This window comes from Verrucomicrobiia bacterium, from assembly GCA_023953615.1.
Lineage (GTDB): Bacteria > Verrucomicrobiota > Verrucomicrobiia > Limisphaerales > JADLHS01 > JADLHS01.
On record JAMLJH010000001.1, the window covers coordinates 1,711,412 to 1,730,434 of the forward strand.

Below are 19,023 nucleotides of genomic sequence, written 5' to 3' on the forward strand. Positions count from 1 at the left end.
GCAGGAATCAACGTAATGAAATCCATACTTTTCACGATTACCGCCTTGTGGCTGATCGGAGCGGCCGGGGCCAATGAGGTCTATATCAACGAGGTGTTGCCCAATGCGCCCGGGGCGGATACCGGCAATGAATACTTCGAACTACGCGGCACGCCCAATCTGTCCCTGACCGGTTATTATCTGATCAGCGTGGAGGGGCAAGGCACGGGCACTCCCGGCAAAGGCGACATCAACCAGTTTTTTGATTTGAGCGCCTTCTCCCTCGGGGCCAACGGATATTTGTTTGCGCGGCAAGCGGGCAGCAAATACACGACGACCGCTCCCGCAGCCACAGTGATTGAGAACACCATCGGTACCGGTTGGGGACAAGTGAACGGCGCCGGGAGCACCGTGGGCCATTATTCAGACGGCACACAAGTGGACCTGGAAAACAGTGCGGCTACGATCTTACTGGTTAAAGTCGAACCCGGCGGTATTTTGCCCGCGGTGACGATTGATCTGGACACGAACAACGACGGCTTTTTGGATTTACCCGCGGGTTGGACGGTGGTGGATTCAGTGGGAATCATGGATGGGGCCGGCGCGGCGGCGACGGATGCCGTTTATGGGGCCATTAATTTTCGGGCGCCAGACACCAACGGGAACTACGTGGGCACCTGCGCTTACGGCAACATCATCAATGTGCCGGGGCCGTTGACCACCAGCTCGGGCACATTTTACGTGGGGCGCAAGGGCGAATCCACCGGTTCGACCGCCAACGATTGGGTGGGTGCGATCGCGGATGGTTCGGCGGGCAGTCCGTTGAACTTCATTTTCCATAGCGCCAGTGATCCGGCTTACAACGGCCTGAAGATCGCCGACATGGTTTATGGCGGGACCAACTGGGGACCGACGGACGTGCCGGGTTCGCCCGAAATCCCGGTCTTGATCGGGCCGCCGAGCAACGCGGTGAACGTCGCCACCGCTGCGACATTGCAGGCCAGTGTGGGCGACCCGGGCGGCAGCAATTTGACCGTCGTATTTTATGGGGGTCCGGTTTCGACCGGTCCGGACTTCACGCTGGTGGCGCTGCCGGATACGCAATACTACAGTGCCTCGGCCCGGCGCGGGCTTCCCGCCATGTTCAACGCGCAAACGGATTGGATCATCGCCAATCGCCTCGCGTGGAACATCGCCTACGTGGCGCATCTGGGGGACATCGTGGATACGGGCGATACGCTGACGCAATGGCGCAACGCCACCAACGCTCTTTACCGGTTGGAAAATCCGTTGCTCACGGGGTTGCCGGATGGCATCCCGTACGGCGTGACCGTGGGCAACCATGATCAGGCGCCCAATGGAGATCCGAGTGGCGACAGCACCGCGTACTTCAATCAATTTTTTGGCGTGGATCACTTTGCCGGCAAGTCGTACTACGGCGGCCATTACGGCACCAACAACGACAACCACTTCGATTTGTTTTCCGCAGGCGGCATGGATTTCATCGTGATTTACTTCGAATACGATACCCAAGCCAATGCGGCAGTGTTGGCCTGGGCCAAAGCGCTGCTGCAAACCTACTCGCAACGGCGCGCCATCGTTGTCAGTCATTACATTGGTCGCGCGGCCACGCCTTCCAGTTTTGGCGCGCAAGGCGCCGCCATTTACAACGAACTCAAGTCCCAGCCCAACCTCTTCCTCATGCTCTCGGGACACGTTAATGGCGAGGGAATGCGCGAGGATGTCTTTGCGGGGAACACGGTGCGCACCCTGGTTTCCGATTTCCAATTCCGTCCCGACGGCGGGGGCGGGTTCCTGCGATTGCTGCGTTTCTCGCCCGCTTTCAACCAGGTTCGCGTCTTCAGTTATTCTCCCTGGCTGCGCGAGTACGAAACTGATGCCGACAGTCAGTTGGAGTTTGCCTACAACATGCAGGCGACGACGACCACTTTCACCCCCATCGCCACGAATTACGTGCCGGCGGGCAGTTTGGTGGATTGCAACTGGACGGGTTTGACGCCCGGCGCCGCCTACGATTGGTACATTACGGCCAATAACGGTCGGGAAACTTCGGTCAGCCCCATTTGGCGCTTCGCCACGGCACCAGAGAATCCGCCGTGGACCAACCTCGCCCCGATCCTCAATGAATTTTCGCACCATACGATGCCGGCCAATACCACCGCCGAGATTCCCTTCACGATTGCTGACGCGGAAACGGATCCTACCAATTTGGTGGTGACCGCCGCCTCGAGCAACGCCCCGCTGCTGCCCCCGGCGGGCATCAACGTGACGGGCGCGGGCGCCAACCGCGTGTTGCAATTGACCCCCGCACCCGATCAAGCCGGCGCCGCCTGGATTACGGTTGCCGTGAGCGACGGCGATTACACCCCCAGCAAATCGTTCATGCTTAAGGTGCAACAGCCGGAGATTCTGGCGCTCTGGAATTTCAACAGTAATCCACCGGATAACAACACTTCCACCGGCACCCTGATTCCCGCGATCGGTGCCGGCGTCGCGGCCAGCGTGGGCACGGCCACCGACTCGCTGAACAGCGACGTGGCGTCGCGCAGTTTTGATCCCAATCAGACTGATAATTCCAAGTGGCGATTGACCGCGTTCCCATCCCAAGGCGCGGGCAACCGGACCAGCGGCGCGGAATTCCGCGTCAGCACCGTCGGCAGCCGTAATCTCGGGATTTCCTGGGATCACTACAACAGCGCCACCGCCAGCCGGTATTGGCGGGTGCAATACACCGTGGACGGCGTCAACTTCAATAACACCTCCTTCGTTTATACCAATCCTCATGAAACATTGTGGTTTCCCACCGGGCTTAGTCTGGCCGGTCTTCCCGGCGTGGACGACAATCCCAACTTTGGCTTCCGCATCGTCAGCGAATGGGAAAACACGGCCACCGGCCAGGGCGCGAATCAGTATCGGGGCACGCAAACCAGTGGCAGTTACAGTTCCGGCGGCACCCTCTGGCTGGACATGGTGACGCTCTCGGCGGAGATCATTCCACCGCAACTCACGCTGGAGCGGATGGATAACTTATTGTTCCTTTCCTGGCCCACCAATCAGTGGGCGTTCACGCTCCAAAGCCGCACCAATCTGATCCTCGGGGCGTGGGCAGCGGTCCCGACTCCGCCGGTGATCACTAATGGGCATCATCTCGTCGTGACCACCAATTTCCCCGGCCCGCGGTTCTTCCGTCTGGCTCACTGAGCCGGCGGCGTTTCCATTTCCGCGGCCCGGGGGCGGTTGCAAAATTGTGAATTGTTAATTAAGACTTGACCCGTTGGCAGCGGATTAGCTACGGTTCGCTCGTAATGAACGGGTCGGTTCGACAAGTAGTACTGGCAATCCTCGTAGTCGTAGGCAACGAGGCCGTCGGTCCTTGTCGAAATTGAAACAATTTTAACAAGAACCCACGGCTGGCAACGGCTGTGGGTTTTTTTATTGCCCGCCTGCCGCGTTCGGCCAAAAACAAGAACAAATAGTATGAGAAAAAACACCGAAAGCATAAAAACGAAACCGTCCAAGACCCGCGCCTCCAAGCGGCGTGAAGTGGGTCAGGCCATGTTGGGCCGCGACATCTTTGTCGAGGCGCTCGAGCGTGAAGGCGTGGAAGTCATCTTCGCTTATCCCGGCGGCGCGAGCATGGAAATCCATCAATCCCTGACGAAATCCAAGATACGCACCATTCTGCCGCGACACGAACAGGGCGGCTCGTTTGCCGCAGGCGGTTACGCTCGCGCCACCGGCAAGGCCGGCGTGTGCATGACCACCAGCGGCCCGGGGGCCACGAACATGGTCACCTCCATTGCCGATGCTTACATGGATTCCGTCCCGCTGATCGCCATCACCGGTCAGGTGCCCAGTGCGATGATTGGTCGCGGCGCCTTTCAGGAAACCGACATCATCGGCATGACGCTGCCCGTGGTGAAACAAAGCTATCTGGTGAAGGACGTGAACGAGATTCCGTGGATCATCAAGGAGGCGTTTTATCTGGCGCAATCCGGTCGCCCCGGTCCGGTGGTGATTGATGTGCCCAAAGACGTGCAACAGATCAAAACGCATCCGGTCTGGCCCACGTTGGAGCAGGTCAAGAAACGGCTGCGCGGCTACCAGCAACCGCAGTTGAAGGCGGACGACCTGGCGTTGAATGAAATCATCGGTTTGATCGAAAAGGCCGAGCGCCCGGTGTTGTATTGCGGCGGCGGCATCGTCATGGGCAACGCCATGGCTGAATTGAAAAAATTCGCCGAGGCCACCAACATTCCCGTGACCACGACCCTCGGTGGGCTGGGCGGATTTCCGGAAACGCATCCGCAATCCTTGCGCTGGCTGGGCATGCACGGTTCAGCCGTGGCCAACTGGGCGGTGAGCGGTGAATTCGAGAAACGCAAATCCTTCAGCGAGCCCATGGTCAAGTTGCATGAGGGCGCGGATTTGTTGCTGGCGTTTGGGGTGCGATTCGATGATCGCGTGACCGGCAAGGTGGAGGAATTCTGCAAGACCGGCACGATCGTCCACATTGACATTGACGCCTCGGAGATTAACAAGAATTGCAAAGCGCACCTGCCCATCGTCGGTGAGATCAAGGACGCGCTGACCCGCTTGAACCGCCTGCTGGCCAAGCGACCCTTGAACAAAAAATATCCGGCCTGGTGGAAGCAGATCGAGGCCTGGCGCGAGAAAGCTCCGTTCGCCTACGCCGTGACGCCGGAAATCATGAACAGCGAACACATGCGCAAACACCTCAAGGGGCAGCCCGAGGAATGTATTCTGCCGGAGATGGTCGTGGAGGAATTGTACGCCCTGACCAAAGGCGACGCCTTCATCACCACTGGCGTCGGGCAGCACCAGATGTGGGCGGCGCAATGGTATAAATACAAACAACCCCGGCGCTACATCAGCAGTCTGGGTCTGGGTTCGATGGGTTTTGGTTATCCGGCGGCGCTGGGCGTAAAAGCCGCGTTCCCGAACAAACAGGTGATTGACATTGACGGTGACGGTTCGTTCCTGATGAACAACCAGGAACTGGCCACGGCCAAGGTGGAAAAGCTGGCCGTGAAAGCCATCGTGTTGAACAACCAATACCTCGGCATGGTGATGCAGTGGGAGGATAAATTCTACGGCGGCAACCGGGGGCATACGTATCTCGGCAACCCTGAAGCGCGCACGGAAATTTATCCCGACTACGTGCAGATGTGCGAATCGTTTGGCGTGAAATGCGAGCGGGTGCTGTACAAAAAAGACCTGCGCGCCGCCATCCAGCGCATGTTGGCTGCCGACGAACCCTACGTGCTGGACGTCATCGTGCCGCACACCGAGCACGTGCTGCCGTTCATTCCGGGAGGTAAAACCGTGGCAGACATGATCTGGAAACTCTGAAGTTCGGAATCGGTTGATTTCAAGCCGGGCGAGCCAACCCTCGTCCGGCTTCTTGCTTGGGATTACGAGCTTCCGAACGCCCGGCAGATTGCCACGACCGAGGACGGTCGCACTCCCTTGGGTTTGAGTGAAACGACCAGCCCGATTTTATTTCCTTGGGAGGGACGCGTTCCACCGCATCCCTTTGCCTCGGAATGAAATTCTGATTCGCTCGCCGAGCCGTCAGCCCTCAGACCGGCGGTGCCATTTCAAGTGGCGGTTTCAAGCGGTCCGGACTTTGACCCATTTGCCGGTGGTGGCGGATTTTTCCACCGCGTCCAGCACCCGCTGATTTTGCACGCCGTCTTCAAAGGTGGGTTGCACCGGCTTGCCGTCCACGCACGCGTTCACAAAATCCACAACCGTGTGAATGAAGGTGTGCTCGTAGCCGATGAGGTGTCCCTCCGGCCACCAGTGCGCGCAATACGGATGCACCCCGCCTTTGGTGACGAGAATATCGTGAAAACCCTGACGGTCGGGCGCATCGGCATGATTGAAAAATTTGAGGCGGTTCATGTCCTCGAAATCAAAATAGAGCGAGCCTTTGCTGCCGTTGATTTCAATCTCGATGTGGTTCTTCCGCCCCAAGGCCATGCGCGTGGCTTCCAGGTTGGCCAGGGCGCCGTTGGCAAAGCGTCCGATGAACAGCGACGCATCGTCCACGGTCACTTTGCCGAGTTTGCCGGCGCCTTTGCCGCCCAAGCCCTGTTCTTTACCGGGGGCGGCGGGCAACGGTCGTTCCGTAATAAACGTGTGCAACAAACCGTTCACCTCGGTGAACTCGCCCACCAGATAGCGGCCGAGATCGAGGATGTGCGCATTGATGTCGCCATGCGCGCCGCTGCCGCTGACTTCCTTCTGCAAACGCCAGACGAGCGGGAATTGGGGGTCGGCGGGCCAATCCTGGGCGTAACGCGCGCGGAAGTGGTAAATCTGCCCCAGCGCGCCTTCCTGGATCATTTTCCGGGCCTGGGCGATGGCCGGGATGCGCCGATAATTGTGGCACACCATGTGAACCACTTTGGCTTTTTGTACGGCGGCGAGCATTTGCTCGGCCTGTTTGACTGTCAGCGCGAGCGGTTTTTCGCACAGGACGTGTTTGCCGTTCTGCGCCGCCGCGATGGCGATTTCCGCGTGGGAATCGTTCGGGGTGGTGATATCCACGATGTCAATCAGCGGGTCTTCCACCACCTCGCGCCAATCGGTGGAGGCGTTCTGCCAGCCCAACTGGGCGCGGGCGGCCTGCACGCCGGCGGGGTTACGACCACAGATGGTGTGCATTTCCACGTTCGCCTTGAGCGGAAAGAAGCGCGGGGCTTGTCGCCAAGCGTTCGAATGCGCCTTGCCCATGAAGCGGTATCCAATCATTCCAACTCGTAAAGTTTTCGCCATAATCAAAGTAGGGGTTGAATTGCTGCCGGGCGTCTTTATAGTGACGAAAATTTTTCAAGTCAACGAACGACTTGCCTCCGAACTATGATTTTTTCTGCCGCACAGGTAGCCGAACACCTCCAAGGGGAGCTGTTGGGCGACGGTCAAACCCCACTCCAAGGCTTCGCCCCCGCCGCCCAGGCGCAGCGCGGGGACCTCACTTTCGCCGAAAATGATGAGTTTTTAACGCGAGCGGAACAATCGGCGGCGGCGGCGATCATCGTCGGCGCGCAAACCACTTCGCGGAGCGGCAAGACGCTGATTCGCGTTAACAACGTCCGGATTGCCTTCGCCCGGGCGCTCGAGCTGTTTTTTCCAGAACCGATCCCGCCGCCCGGCATCCATCCCACCGCCGTCGTGGCGGAATCCGCTCAAGTGGACCTCACGGCGCACATTGGCCCCTATTGCGTCGTCGGAGAGCGGGTGAAGCTCGGCGCGCGGACCATCTTGCACGCTTACAATTCCATCGGCGCGGATTCCGTGCTGGGCGCAAGCTGCGTGCTGTTTCCGCACGTTGTGCTGTATCCGCGCTCGGAACTGGGTCAACGCGTGCGGATTCATGCCGGCTCGGTGATCGGCGCGGATGGTTACGGCTATGTGCTGGACCACGGCGCGCACCGCAAGGTGCCGCAGATCGGCAACGTCATCATCGGCGACGACGTGGAGATCGGGGCCAACGTCACCGTGGATCGCGGCGCGCTGGGGCCGACGGTCATCGGCAAGGGCACGAAGATTGATAACCTTGTGCAAATCGGGCACAACGTCCGGATTGGAGAACACTGTCTGGTTATTTCCCAGACCGGCATCGCCGGCAGCACGCAGTTGGGCAACTACGTCATTCTCGCCGGACAGGTGGGGCTGGCCGGACATTTGAAAATCGGCAACAAAGTGACCGTCGCGGCGCAATCCGGGGTGATGCACAACATCCCCGACGGCCAGACCGTGCTGGGCAGTCCGGCGTTGCCCGACAAGCAAACCAAGCGGCAGATGCTGGCGATACAAAAATTGCCCGAGCTGCTGCGCCGCGTCCGGCAGTTGGAGAAAAAACTGGGCGGCCCGGATGCGGACCCCACCTGAAAATGTATCTGGCCAAACGACGGGCAAATCGGAAAAATCCCCGCGTGAGGCTATTTCTACGCGGTCTGTTCGTCATCGGTTTCTGGTTGGGCTTGCCGCAACCGAATTTCGCTCAATCCACCAACGCGCCCGCCACGCTCGTCGAGTTGCGGCAACAGCTCACCGACTTGGTGAATCAGCCGCGCTTTGACGCCGCGCGCTTCGGCATCAAAGCGGTGTCGCTCGAGACCGGCCAAACCCTGTTCGAGCACGAACCGGCCAAGCTGTTCAGTCCGGCTTCCAATTGTAAACTCTACACCATGGCCATGGTGCTGGATAAACTGGGCGGTGATTACCGCCTCCGCACTTCGCTCTACAGCGCCGCCAGACCGGACGCGCGCGGCAATCTGAAAAGCGATCTCATCCTGTACGGGCGCGGGGACCCCACGTTCAACCTCAAAGCCGGTCAGGGCGATCTGCTTCGCGCGCTGCAACCGCTCGTGGCCGCTTTGACCAATGCCGGCGTGCGTAAAATCTCCGGCGACTTGATTGGCGACGATAGTTTCATCGTCGGTGCGCCTTACGGATCGGGCTGGGTCTGGGACGACATGAACTATTATTACGGCGCGGAGATTTCGGCCTTAACCATCAACGACAACACGCTGCAACTTTCCGCTCGTCCGGGCGCGAAGCTCGGTGCGCCCGGGCAACTGGAACTCAATCCACCCACCACTTTTGTCACTTTGATCAACCAAACCCGGACCAGCGCCCCCGACAGTCGCCGCGTGATCAATCTTTACCGGCCCGTGGGACAAAACGTGATTTACGTCAACGGCCAACTGCCGCTGAACTCGACCAACAAATACTCCGACGACGTCACTTTCAGCAATCCCGCCAGCTTGTTCGTCGAGTTTTTCAAGGCGGCGCTGGCGCGTAATGGCGTCAAAGTAACCGGCAAAACCCGCACGGCCCATTGGCTGGAACGACCGGGCGCACCGCTCGACACCAGCCGCTTGATCGAACTGGGCTTTGTGGAATCCGCACCTCTGCGCGAACTGAATGTGCTCGTGCAAAAACCTTCGCAAAATCTCTACACGGATCTGCTGCTGGCGCATGTGGGGTCACTGGAGCGTGAACGTGCGCTTGCCAATCAAGCGCCGAATGACAGCGCCTGGTTGGTGGATGCCGCCGGCAGTTCGGGCACTTCCGAAGATTACGGCGTGCGCGAGTTGTACAAGTTTTTCAGCAAGGTCGGCATCAAACGGAGCGACGTTAAATTCGAGGAAGGCTCCGGTTTGGCGCGCAATAATCTGGTGACGCCCAACGCCACCATCCAGTTGTTGCAATTCATGAGTCAGCATCCGGAAGCGGAAAGTTATTATCAGGCGCTGCCCATTGCGGGGCGGGACGGCACACTGCGCAACCGCCTGAAAGGCACGCGCGGCGAGAACAACGTCCACGCCAAAACCGGCACGTTACGCTGGGCGAATTCCACTTCGGGATATCTGACCACCGCCGCCGGAGAAAAGCTGGTGTTCAGTCTGATGTTGAATCGCTACACCGCGCCCTCGGCTCAATACAGCGCGCGGGGCGAGCTTGATAAAGCCATTCTGTTGCTCGCCAATTTCACCGGGCGCAGCGATGAATAATTCCCGCCGTTGCCGCGAGAAAGGCAATTGAAACGCGTGCGCCATGAGACTGTTTGGTTTTGATCTCTTTCCACCGGGTCGCACCCGCAGCCTGATTCGCATCCAAACCGGCGGGGTGCGCGTTTCCGGCGAGACCCTGCTGCCGCAGGTGGTGCAGACCGTGGCGGAAGTGTTGCAAACCGCGTCCGTCACTCGAGGCTTCATCGCCATCAAACCCGATGGCACCATCACCTTTTCGCATCATGTGCCGGCGACTTTGCACCAGCGTCTCCGCAACGTGATGCTGAATCCCTGACGCGCGGCGCCGGACGGGATTAACGCGTCGGATCGGAATTGAAGATTGAACTCACCGCTTTCCCGGCAAATAATCCAAGCGCGACTGATCAGTTGTTTTCATGAACGAGTGGAACATCCAATCCCGGGCCCGTGCTTGTGAGGCGTGCCAGCGACCGTTTGCCGACCAGCAAACCTATCACACGCTGTTGTTTGATTTAACGCCGGAACTGCGGCGCTCGGACGTTTGCGAAACCTGCTGGCAGGAACGCTACGCCGACGCCTCCATCCAAAAGGGCCTGATCTCACGCTGGCAGGGCACTTACGAACTGCCGCCCCCGCCCGCGGAAGTCATCAAGAAGGAAAACGCGGAAACCTTGTTGAAAAAACTCATCGAACTGAATGATCCGCGCCACATTCCGGCCGGCTACATTCTGGCCGTGATGCTCGAACGCAAACGCCTGCTCAAAGTGAAGGAGCAGATCGTGCGCGAGGGCCAACGCATTTTCATCTACGAGCAACCCAAAACCGGCGACGTGTTCACCATCACCGATCCCAATCTGCGTTTGGATCAATTGGACGAAGTGCAACGCGACGTGGCGCACTTGTTGGAGTACGGGTTAAATCCGCCGGACGCGACGGAAGCCGCCGCCAATCCCAACGCGCTGATTGCGAGTGACGCGGAACCCGCTTCTCCCTCTCCTGGGGGAGAGGGCCGGGGTGAGGGCGAGCTTGCCGCCGAAACGGAAAATCAACCCGCGCCGGTCGAAGCCGCCGCGCCAACGTGAAAACAGCGAACTGTCAATGTATTGACCGCCATTTAATTGGATGAGACTACTCTGCATATATGAAGCCGCTTGACCCCACTCCCTATGTTGCGGTTTATGGTGTGCTCATATTCCTCGTGCCGTGGTTGATTTACATGAGTTTTATTGTGAGGAGTTTGTTGTATGCCCGACGCCAAGGGGTTTCGTTATTTTCACTCACCGGGTCAGCTCAGATGCGGGCGCTTGCGCGTGTTGACAGTTACGCGGCGTTTTTGAAGCGTCGCGCATTGAGATGGTTCGTCATCACGCTGACGATGTGGTTTGTTGGCTTTGCAATCCTGGGTCTGACGTTGTATCTGCTACACAAGCGCGGCATCGTGTAACAAAATTTTGGATGTTCCCGAACTAGCTCATGTCCGATCTTGCCGCACTTCAAGCCCGTCTTGGATACGCCTTTCGCAATCCGCATTTGTTGCAAATCGCCGTGACCCATCCCTCCACGGCGCACGAAAAGGGCGTGCCGACCGAGCATAATCAACGGCTGGAATTTCTCGGCGACGCGGTCATCCAACTCATTCTGACGCGGGAATTGTACGAAAGGTTTCCCGACTTCGATGAAGGACCGTTGACGAAAGCGCGCGCCCGTTTGGTGAATCGCAGTTCGCTGGCGCACTTGGGCCGCGCGCTGAATCTCGGCGCGCATCTGATTTTGAGTCATGGCGAAGAAACGCACGGCGGCCGCGAACGCGCCTCCGCCTTGGCCGATGCGTTTGAATCGCTGGTGGGCGCGCTGTTTCTGGACGGCGGCTACGAGACCGTGCGGACGTTCGTGTTGCGGGAGTTCACTTCGCTCTTGAGCGGTTTAACTCTGCCGCTGTCACTGGATAATCCCAAAGGCGAGTTGCAGGAATTCCTGCAGGCCAAATCGCACGACGCGCCCAAATACTCGGTGGCCACGGCGACCGGGCCAGACCACGATCGCGTCTTTGAATGTGTGGTGCAGCATGGCGGCGTGGAGCTGGCGCGCGGCACAGGCAAAAGCAAAAAAGACGCGGAAAGCGACGCCGCACAGAAAGCGCTGACGCAACTGCGCACGCAGAAAACGCCGGCATCCACCACGGCACCGTAAATCCAACTTGCCCTGGTTGATGCCGCTTACAGCGGTTTAATTAAAGTTGTAGCCGTGGCACCGAACGAGTGTAACCCCATGAAGGTGGGGGCCGGATGGGGAATGGCGACTCTGTCCGCGAGGTTTTGGAGTGCGGCAGGAAGATGCCGCGCCGCTGGCGCTGGGAACGGAGCGCGGGCGGTCCCGCGCCCGCAGCGCGGCGCCAGACCAGAAGGCGTTGATTGATCCGCAAGCCGAGCTTCCGGTTCACGCGCTGCGGACGGAGACCGTCCGCGCTCCGGGAACGCCTCGGTCTTTATTCCGCTGCCAATGATTCTCCAGACCGAGCTGGCGGTTGGCAACGCCACCGGTCGCGCCGGTGCTCGTCCCGAACCCAGGGCGGTCGTCCGTTTGCCCCCAACGCTTGGCTTGAGGTCGGAAGGCCCGCTGCTATAAAGGAAAAAATCAAGCGGCCACGGCTTTATTTAAAGCCGCTCAGCGGCTTTGCCGATCATTCTGCCCTGATCGTACGTGAAATAAAACCGCTCGTGCTGCGGGGCAAACATCGAGACCGAAGTGCTTTTGGCGGCTCGGTTTTATTACGTTTAATTGGCGGACGTTTTGGGTGCGTTCGCGCCCGTCTTGAACATCGGATTAGTCGCGTCACCGCCCGAGAGCAGGTACGCCAGGAGATCAAAAATTTCATCCTGATGCAGCGGGGACAGCAACCCTTCCGGCATTGGCGAAACGGGGGACGGTTCGATCTTCACCATGTCGCTACGCTTGACGGCGATCACCTGCGCCGGATCGAACATGTTCGGATTCACGTTCACCGCGCCATCGGGCAGATGATACACAATCCGCCCCACCACCACGTCGCCGTCGCGCTTGGTGATGCGCACGTTTTGATACAGATCACTGACGGCGCGATTCGGTTCGATGATGGATTCCAGCAACTCGCGCGGACTGAACCGGCCAGCCACCCGGGTCAGGTCCGGCCCGACCGCGCCCCCCTCGCCCGCCACCGCGTGACATTGAAAACAGGAGGCAGCGGAAAACATTTTGCGACCGCGCTCAAAATCACGCTTCTGCAAATCCGTGGTTAACGCGCCCGCCAGCATGGCCACCGTCCAATCGGTCGCCTGCCGTCCGGCGAAGTATTTGGACGCCTCATTCCCCGGTGTTTCCGGAGTCGTCAGCACGTCCTGCAAAGCGTCGCGCTCGGCGGGGGTCAGATTGGCCAGCGCGTCGTTTTTGATCATTTTGATGAACCCGCGAAAGCTCGCTCCGCCACGGTAGGCGGCGGCGGTTTGAAACCAGCCGAAGTAATCGCGACGCAGTTGGGGCGTCCAACCCGTCTTGAGTGCGCGCAGCGATTTGGCCAGATCCATTTGTTCCTCCTGCGTCGGCGCTTCCTGCAGCAGACGCACCGCCACCGCCGCGACCCGGGGCGATTGCAGATAAACCAACAGTTCGCAAAGTTGACTGTTCACTTCCCGGGTTTTCCCCGGAAACCACGGCTCCAAATGCGCCAATAATTTTTGTTGTTGCGCCGCTTCCGGCAGGCCGAAACGCGTCAGGCAAACCGCGTAATTACGCAGCAGGTCGGATTGCTGTTCCGCGGTCAACCGGGTCCAGTCGAGGCGATCCAATGCGGTTAAAATTTGCCGCTGCAGCGCCAGGTCGGGGGCTGGATCCGTGGACTGACGATGGAATTCGTCCTGGCTGGAGACCCGGCTCAACGCCAGTAAGGCCGTCATGGCGGTGGCGGGATCGGTGGCGCTGAGCGCCCGTTCCCGCCAGGTGGATACGGGCTGCCATTCGAGCGCTACGCGGGCCGCATAGCGCAAGGTCCGATCAGCATCACCCAGATACGGCCAGAGGAAATCCACCGCGCCCTCGCTCGCGTGTCCGTGCAGCGCCTCCAATTTCAAGCGCGTTTGCTGCGCGGTGGTGAGCGCGGGTTTCGCGGTGATGGTCGGCGTGGCTTCCGTTCCAGCGTACGTCACCCGATAGACTCCGGTTTGAATGCGCCAGCCGCCCGTGATGAAATAAAGCGCGTGATCCCGAGGATGATTCGCAATGGCCACTACCGGCAACGGTACGCCTGAGAGGAAGACTTCCGCCGCACCGCGATAAGTCGCGCCCTCATTCGCCAGATGTATCGCGTAGATGCGTCCAAACGTCCAGTCGCCGACAAAGAGCGCGTTCTGGTAGCGTTCGGGGAAGCGCGCGCCAAATCCGAACGCCACGCCCGTGGGGGATCCCGGACCGATGTTCAAAATGCCGGGCACGCTGTCGGGATAGTAGGCGGGCCATTTCCCGCTGCCGTTGCGCCAGCCAAATTCCGCGCCGCTGGTGACGTGGCAAATGCGCGTGGGCCGGTACCACGGCGCGCCCACGTCCCATTCCATGTCCGCGTCGTAGGTGAACAACTCGCCGTTCCGATCAAACGCCGCGTCGTAAATATTGCGAAACCCGCTGGCAACCATTTCCCAATCCTGACCGTTCGGACTCACGCGATAAACCACGCCGCCCGGCGCGAGCGCTTCCGTCATGAACCCGCCGGCGTCAGGCAACCGTCGCAACAATTGATCTTCGCCCCAATGCAACGGCACCCGCGACGCCTTCAAGGTGGGCGGCACGGTTTGGTTTCCCGCAATTACGTAGATGGATTGTCCATCCGGCCCGGGCAAAACTCCGTGCCAACCGTGGTCGCCACCGCCACCCAATCCGCGCAGCAACTCCACCGTATCCAACTGGTCGTCGCCATTGGTGTCACGCACCCGATACAGGCCGCTGGGCGTTTTGCCATTCTTGGAAACCAACGCGTACAAAGAGTCAAACGCCCAGCACAAACCCTGGGCGCCGCTGAGATCCACGTTGATCTTTTCCACCCGCGTCCGCGCCGGGTCCGCCCCCAACGGCGGCGGCGTCAGGCGATACAATCCTTCGTCATATTGACCGGAAAAAAGCAACCGGCCTTGATCATCCACGCACATGCTGACCCACGATCCTTCCGTCTCCCGATTGGGCGCGTACACCAGCTCGACCTGGAAACCCGGCGGCACGGTCAGCTTCTCCGGCGGCGTGGCGCGGTCTGCCGCCGTGAACTCTTTGAGTTTCAAATTGCGGAACTGAACTTTCATGGGCGGTCCAGGATGCATTTGCAAACCAATCAACCCTCGCGCCGCCGCCTGTCCCTCCTGCCGATCCACCGCCTGCGACATTTTGACGCCGTTGATGAAAAGTTGAATTTCCGGGCCGCGCGCCACGATACGATACTGATTCCAATCATCGGTATGGATGTGCTGAAATAATTCCGCAGCGGTGGCAAAGGAGGTTGTTTCCTTCTGGCCGTTGGCGGCAATAATCACCGATTGGCCGCGCATGGCGATGCCCCCGCGCTCGTGTTCAAACAACGCGCCGGTCCATTCCGTACCCGCCTCGATGTCGGCCTGATAGCCGCGCATGTCCCAATCCTCCACCTCCCGGCTGCGGAATTGCAGGCCGGAGTTGCCTCCCTGAATGCGAAACTCAAACCGCAACTCGAAATCCGACGGTTCCCCGCCGCGCCAGATGAGGTAATTATGCTTCGTGCAAGGTTTCTCCGGCGTGCTTTCCGCCGTGATGGCGCCATCCTCCACATACCACCAACCGGGCTTGCCATCCCAACCCTCCAGATCGCGCCCGTTAAAGATCGAAACGAAACCGTCCTGACCCCACGAACTCCAACCCACCGTCAAACCCAAAAGCAAAATGACCCGGCGCAACCACGCGCGATCAGCCGCAGCAAGAACCCGTTTCAAAGCCCGCATGGAAAACTCCTTTCGGTAACGGAAAACAGCATCCGTTTGTCAACGCAATGAACCCGCGCCCGCCGGCCGCACGAAACGCCTCGAGACACCTTTGCACCAGTGGCCTTAATCATGCGCGCATGCTAACCCATGACGTTTTATGCCGTCGAGCGACATCGTAACGGCTGGTGGGCGGAGGTGCTTCTCCATTTTCCATTCCTTGGTCTCTCTGCGGAGATGGCTTGGCATTGCAATATCAGAACTATATGTCGTCCGCGAAGGCGCAAACAACCTCGTCGAGGACGGCGATGCCACATTGGGCCGACCAGCGCAATCCAGTTTTACCACGTTGTTCCCCTGGGAGGGACGCGTTCCATCGCGTCCCTGATGAGTTGGGGGCGACGTGGAAGTCGTTCCTCCCTCGTGAAGTATCAGATGCTCCCAGGACAACCGCGCGTTTAAAGTAATTCCCGACGCAATCGCAACGCCCCACAAAATTTCGGCAAGCCAGCGAAGGCACAGACGGCGCCGCCGCATTATGATGCGGTCCGCATGAACAATCCGATGCTGGCTTTTTCCAACGACGACCGTAAGGGCGGGATGATTCCATCACTTTTGAATTATGTCCGGTGATCCCTTCTTTCTCTTGGGCGCGGCGCGGACGGCGAGTTTATTTTGCGGCGCCAAAATTCACCCGGATTGTCTGCACATTGGTGCGGACGGGTCCGTGCGGGTGAGCCTCTCGGCAACGGCAGAAAGCTGGTTTCACACGCTGTCCCAGTTGGGTGAAGTTCTACATCTGACCCGTAATTCCGTGGCGGTGCTGGGCACCATCCGGGCGATACCGGAATTAATAGATTGGAGCAATTCCGCCTTGCCACGAGACGCGGCCCGCCTGTTGACTCCAAATCTCGGGCAATACGCAAGCCTGTGGGCGGTGCGGGAAACTTCTCCGGCGGGACCGGTTTATGGATTGGAAGCCGGCGATGTTTCGGGGCGGCGATTTCAAAAAGTTGTTCTCACTGCGCGCTCTCGCCGGGAGCTTTTTGAGCAATTTGTCATCCGGCATCAATCCCCCCTGGCGGAGACGGAGCATTGGATTTCGCCCAACCATCACGCGAGTCAACACCGCTGCCAAGCCATCAGTCAGCGGCTCGCATACTTGCGGCTTCAGCAACAGGAAGGGGCGACGACCATTCACGCTTTATCCAGCGCCGGATTGCCCCAGTTGCTGGCCGCCGCCGCTGCCGCTCGCGTACCGGTACGCACGACGCATTACAACCACGCGCTCAACTGCGCCGCAGTCTGGCTGCCGGAGCCGCCCACACTGGCGGACCGCGAAAGCGATGGAGTGACTTTTTTCCACGGCGCCAATGTGGGATTACATGTGTTGACGGCGACACCTGAAATGTGGTTGTGGCAGCGTCACTGCCGGTGTTGTGATCGGGAAAATTGGACGATCGAAATTGGCGGACCTGATGATCAAATCGGACTGGCGATTACCGTAGGGGATGAGCGACTGGAGTCGAAATGGCGCGCGCTGGTGGCGGCGACCTTGTTGCGCAGCCCGGCATGAAATCGCGTCCGCAAAAATTCCGTTTTGATTGAACCGCCACCATGGGCAGGCGGAACGGACGGGGCGTCCCTGCTACCAGAACCTGACATCGTCCGTGAGGACGTCAACGACCACCGCCGGGAGCGGCAATGCTCCCCAAATTTTCATTTCCTTGCCGTTCATCCCTTTGCCTCTTTACGGAGATGGCTTGGTATTGCGGTGTTAGCTGGCCGCGATGTGTTGCCTATCTAGTCATGCGGAAACGAATGACTATCACGCTGCGATTCTTGAAACGGCATTAGAATTAAACCGGAGCATTGCTTGGGGGGTGGCCACGAATGGCGTAAAAGCAGGAGTTTATCACAGAAAAATCTCAGATGAACCGCAAACAAAGGGTGGTTTTGGGGACAAAAGCAGCTTCTTGACTGATTGGCAGATTATTCCGGCACTTTCCGGTGTGTCCACCAACGATGTGTTGATGTGGCTTGCGCCACAACAGTCATGGCTGGTTCGCCTTACTTCCGCCGACGGGAAAGGCGTTAAAAAAACGGCGGCGGGGCGTAGTTTGGGAGCACCGATGAAAATAGGAAACAAAGGACTTCAGGAATCTGGATTTGTAGCGTTGCGTGTGAATTCCGACCTTCCGTCCCTACCCGGAAAAGGATTCAAGCTTTCAGATTTTTTTAACGTAAAACAACCGGGAGTTTACACGTTGGAAGTGAGTCTATGTGGGATGGTCGTGACAAATTCTAAAGCTATTCCAACGTACTTTGGCCCAACAAAGACGGTTCTGAATATAAGCGACTGAGCAAAAGCTGTGGTCTTGTCTTGATTTGGTGAACTTGAGCCATGAAAAAAGCGAACTCAATTTTGTGCCTTGGCCTTTTAGTGTTGCTTGCAGTTAGCATACTACTCCAATTCACAGTGGAACATTGTTCCAGGAGTTCCTTCGTCTCCAACTTGGGTAGAGGATAGCGGCTTTCCTGATTGGGTAGATATCACCGCCAACCAGCCATACTAATGCCCATGAAAACACAAAGGATCACCACAGTTCTGTTGTTCATTGGAATAGCACTGAAGGCAACCCTCGCGCCGGCGCAAACCCAGTGGAATCCCACCATTTCTGAAACGCAAAAGGTCGCGATGCTCAAGGAACTCAAAGAAATACAAGACAAATACCGCACAAATCTCTGGGTTGAAATGGCTCCAACCCGCGAAGGCCATTCCGGAACAGATCGAATCATCTGCAAGGTGGGAGTTTTTGGCCGCACTAACGTAGTGCTCTACAGCCCATTGCCCAGCGAGGCGTTCGCTGCGCGGTTGTATGATTCAAATGGGAACGAAATCCGTAAAACCGCTCTCGGGAAAAAATTCGGCAAAGAGCCAATTCCCGATCGCGATTTGTTGAACGGCTTGTTCGGAAAAAACATCAAAGACACGCATGGTCATTGGCGATCACGGTCGAGAGAATTGATTTTTACCAACGCCGAAAGTTCGGATTATTACTGGGACTTCGATGTTACTCGTTCATTCAAAATAAAAGAGGCCGGAGACTATAAACTGGTGGTGGAAGTGCGGCTGTTCGTTAAGCACACCAACGGCGTTTTTACACCGCTGATCCTGCCGTCTGTCAACAGAACCGTAAGGATTTTGGAGAAAGACTTGAAGCGTTCTTCGCTGTTTTGACTTTGCGCAAATTTGGTCAAACCGTCGGGCGATATGATCCAGGAAAATTTAGTTTAATCGCTCCGCATCCTTGCGTTTTAACGACTCGTCAAGCTGGCCACACGGTCGGGGTAAAATTGCCTGTCGAATAGCCGCCGGGAATTATTTCGGCCTTGCCATCACCGCCAACTCGGTCGTGGCGGAGAGATTCCGGCGGAAGTAAATTTGAACCGCGCAAGGTCAGAGTCTTGCCGCGTCAGCGATCCCGTTGATTACGTCGGGAATTTTTATCCGGCGTATTACACGACGA

General features: G+C 58.3%; 13 protein-coding genes. 11 read left to right on the plus strand and 2 right to left on the minus strand.

The window, feature by feature from the left end; genetic code table 11:
• The first annotated feature begins 15 nt into the window (after positions 1–15).
• Both M9920_07230 and ilvB read left to right on the plus strand, forming a co-directional pair.
• A complete protein-coding gene (locus M9920_07230) occupies positions 16–3,201 on the plus strand; it encodes a metallophosphoesterase (GenBank protein MCO5052079.1) in 3,186 nt (1,061 codons plus the stop codon).
• Positions 3,202–3,555: 354 nt separating this feature from the next.
• Positions 3,556–5,373, plus strand: coding sequence for a biosynthetic-type acetolactate synthase large subunit (gene ilvB, locus M9920_07235; GenBank protein MCO5052080.1), 1,818 nt, complete (start codon positions 3,556–3,558; stop codon positions 5,371–5,373).
• Positions 5,374–5,634: 261 nt separating this feature from the next.
• On the opposite strand, the gene M9920_07240 is transcribed toward ilvB, so the two are convergent.
• A complete protein-coding gene (locus tag M9920_07240) occupies positions 5,635–6,780 on the minus strand; it encodes a Gfo/Idh/MocA family oxidoreductase (protein ID MCO5052081.1) in 1,146 nt (381 codons plus the stop codon).
• 108 nt (positions 6,781–6,888) lie between these two features.
• Here M9920_07240 and lpxD point away from each other — a divergent pair, with 108 nt between their 5' ends.
• From lpxD to rnc, 6 genes are all read left to right on the plus strand, one after another.
• Positions 6,889–7,920, plus strand: coding sequence for a UDP-3-O-(3-hydroxymyristoyl)glucosamine N-acyltransferase (lpxD, locus tag M9920_07245; protein MCO5052082.1), 1,032 nt, complete (start codon positions 6,889–6,891; stop codon positions 7,918–7,920).
• Between the two features lie 44 nt (positions 7,921–7,964).
• Positions 7,965–9,548, plus strand: coding sequence for a D-alanyl-D-alanine carboxypeptidase/D-alanyl-D-alanine-endopeptidase (gene dacB, locus M9920_07250; protein ID MCO5052083.1), 1,584 nt, complete (start codon positions 7,965–7,967; stop codon positions 9,546–9,548).
• Positions 9,549–9,591: 43 nt separating this feature from the next.
• Positions 9,592–9,843, plus strand: coding sequence for a hypothetical protein (locus M9920_07255; GenBank protein ID MCO5052084.1), 252 nt, complete (start codon positions 9,592–9,594; stop codon positions 9,841–9,843).
• A 100-nt stretch (positions 9,844–9,943) separates the two neighbouring features.
• The gene (locus M9920_07260; GenBank protein MCO5052085.1) at positions 9,944–10,609 is read left to right on the plus strand and encodes a hypothetical protein; all 666 of its coding nucleotides are present in this window, start codon (positions 9,944–9,946) and stop codon (positions 10,607–10,609) included.
• Between the two features lie 59 nt (positions 10,610–10,668).
• A complete protein-coding gene (locus M9920_07265) occupies positions 10,669–10,971 on the plus strand; it encodes a hypothetical protein (GenBank protein ID MCO5052086.1) in 303 nt (100 codons plus the stop codon).
• Between the two features lie 29 nt (positions 10,972–11,000).
• Positions 11,001–11,717 carry a ribonuclease III gene (gene rnc / locus M9920_07270; protein MCO5052087.1) on the plus strand — a complete coding sequence of 239 codons (717 nt, stop codon included), beginning with the start codon at positions 11,001–11,003 and terminating at the stop codon, positions 11,715–11,717.
• A 584-nt stretch (positions 11,718–12,301) separates the two neighbouring features.
• Here the strand turns inward: rnc and M9920_07275 are convergent.
• Complete coding sequence (locus M9920_07275) at positions 12,302–15,514, minus strand: DUF1080 domain-containing protein (GenBank protein ID MCO5052088.1); 3,213 nt, start codon at positions 15,512–15,514, stop codon at positions 12,302–12,304.
• Between the two features lie 601 nt (positions 15,515–16,115).
• On the opposite strand from M9920_07275, the gene M9920_07280 reads away from it, so the two are divergent.
• From M9920_07280 to M9920_07290, 3 genes are all read left to right on the plus strand, one after another.
• Entirely contained in the window at positions 16,116–17,069 is a 954-nt protein-coding gene (locus M9920_07280) for a hemin-degrading factor (GenBank protein MCO5052089.1), read from the plus strand.
• 307 nt (positions 17,070–17,376) lie between these two features.
• Positions 17,377–17,856 carry a hypothetical protein gene (locus M9920_07285; GenBank protein ID MCO5052090.1) on the plus strand — a complete coding sequence of 160 codons (480 nt, stop codon included), beginning with the start codon at positions 17,377–17,379 and terminating at the stop codon, positions 17,854–17,856.
• A 218-nt stretch (positions 17,857–18,074) separates the two neighbouring features.
• A complete protein-coding gene (locus M9920_07290) occupies positions 18,075–18,734 on the plus strand; it encodes a hypothetical protein (GenBank protein MCO5052091.1) in 660 nt (219 codons plus the stop codon).
• Positions 18,735–19,023: the final 289 nt, after the last annotated feature.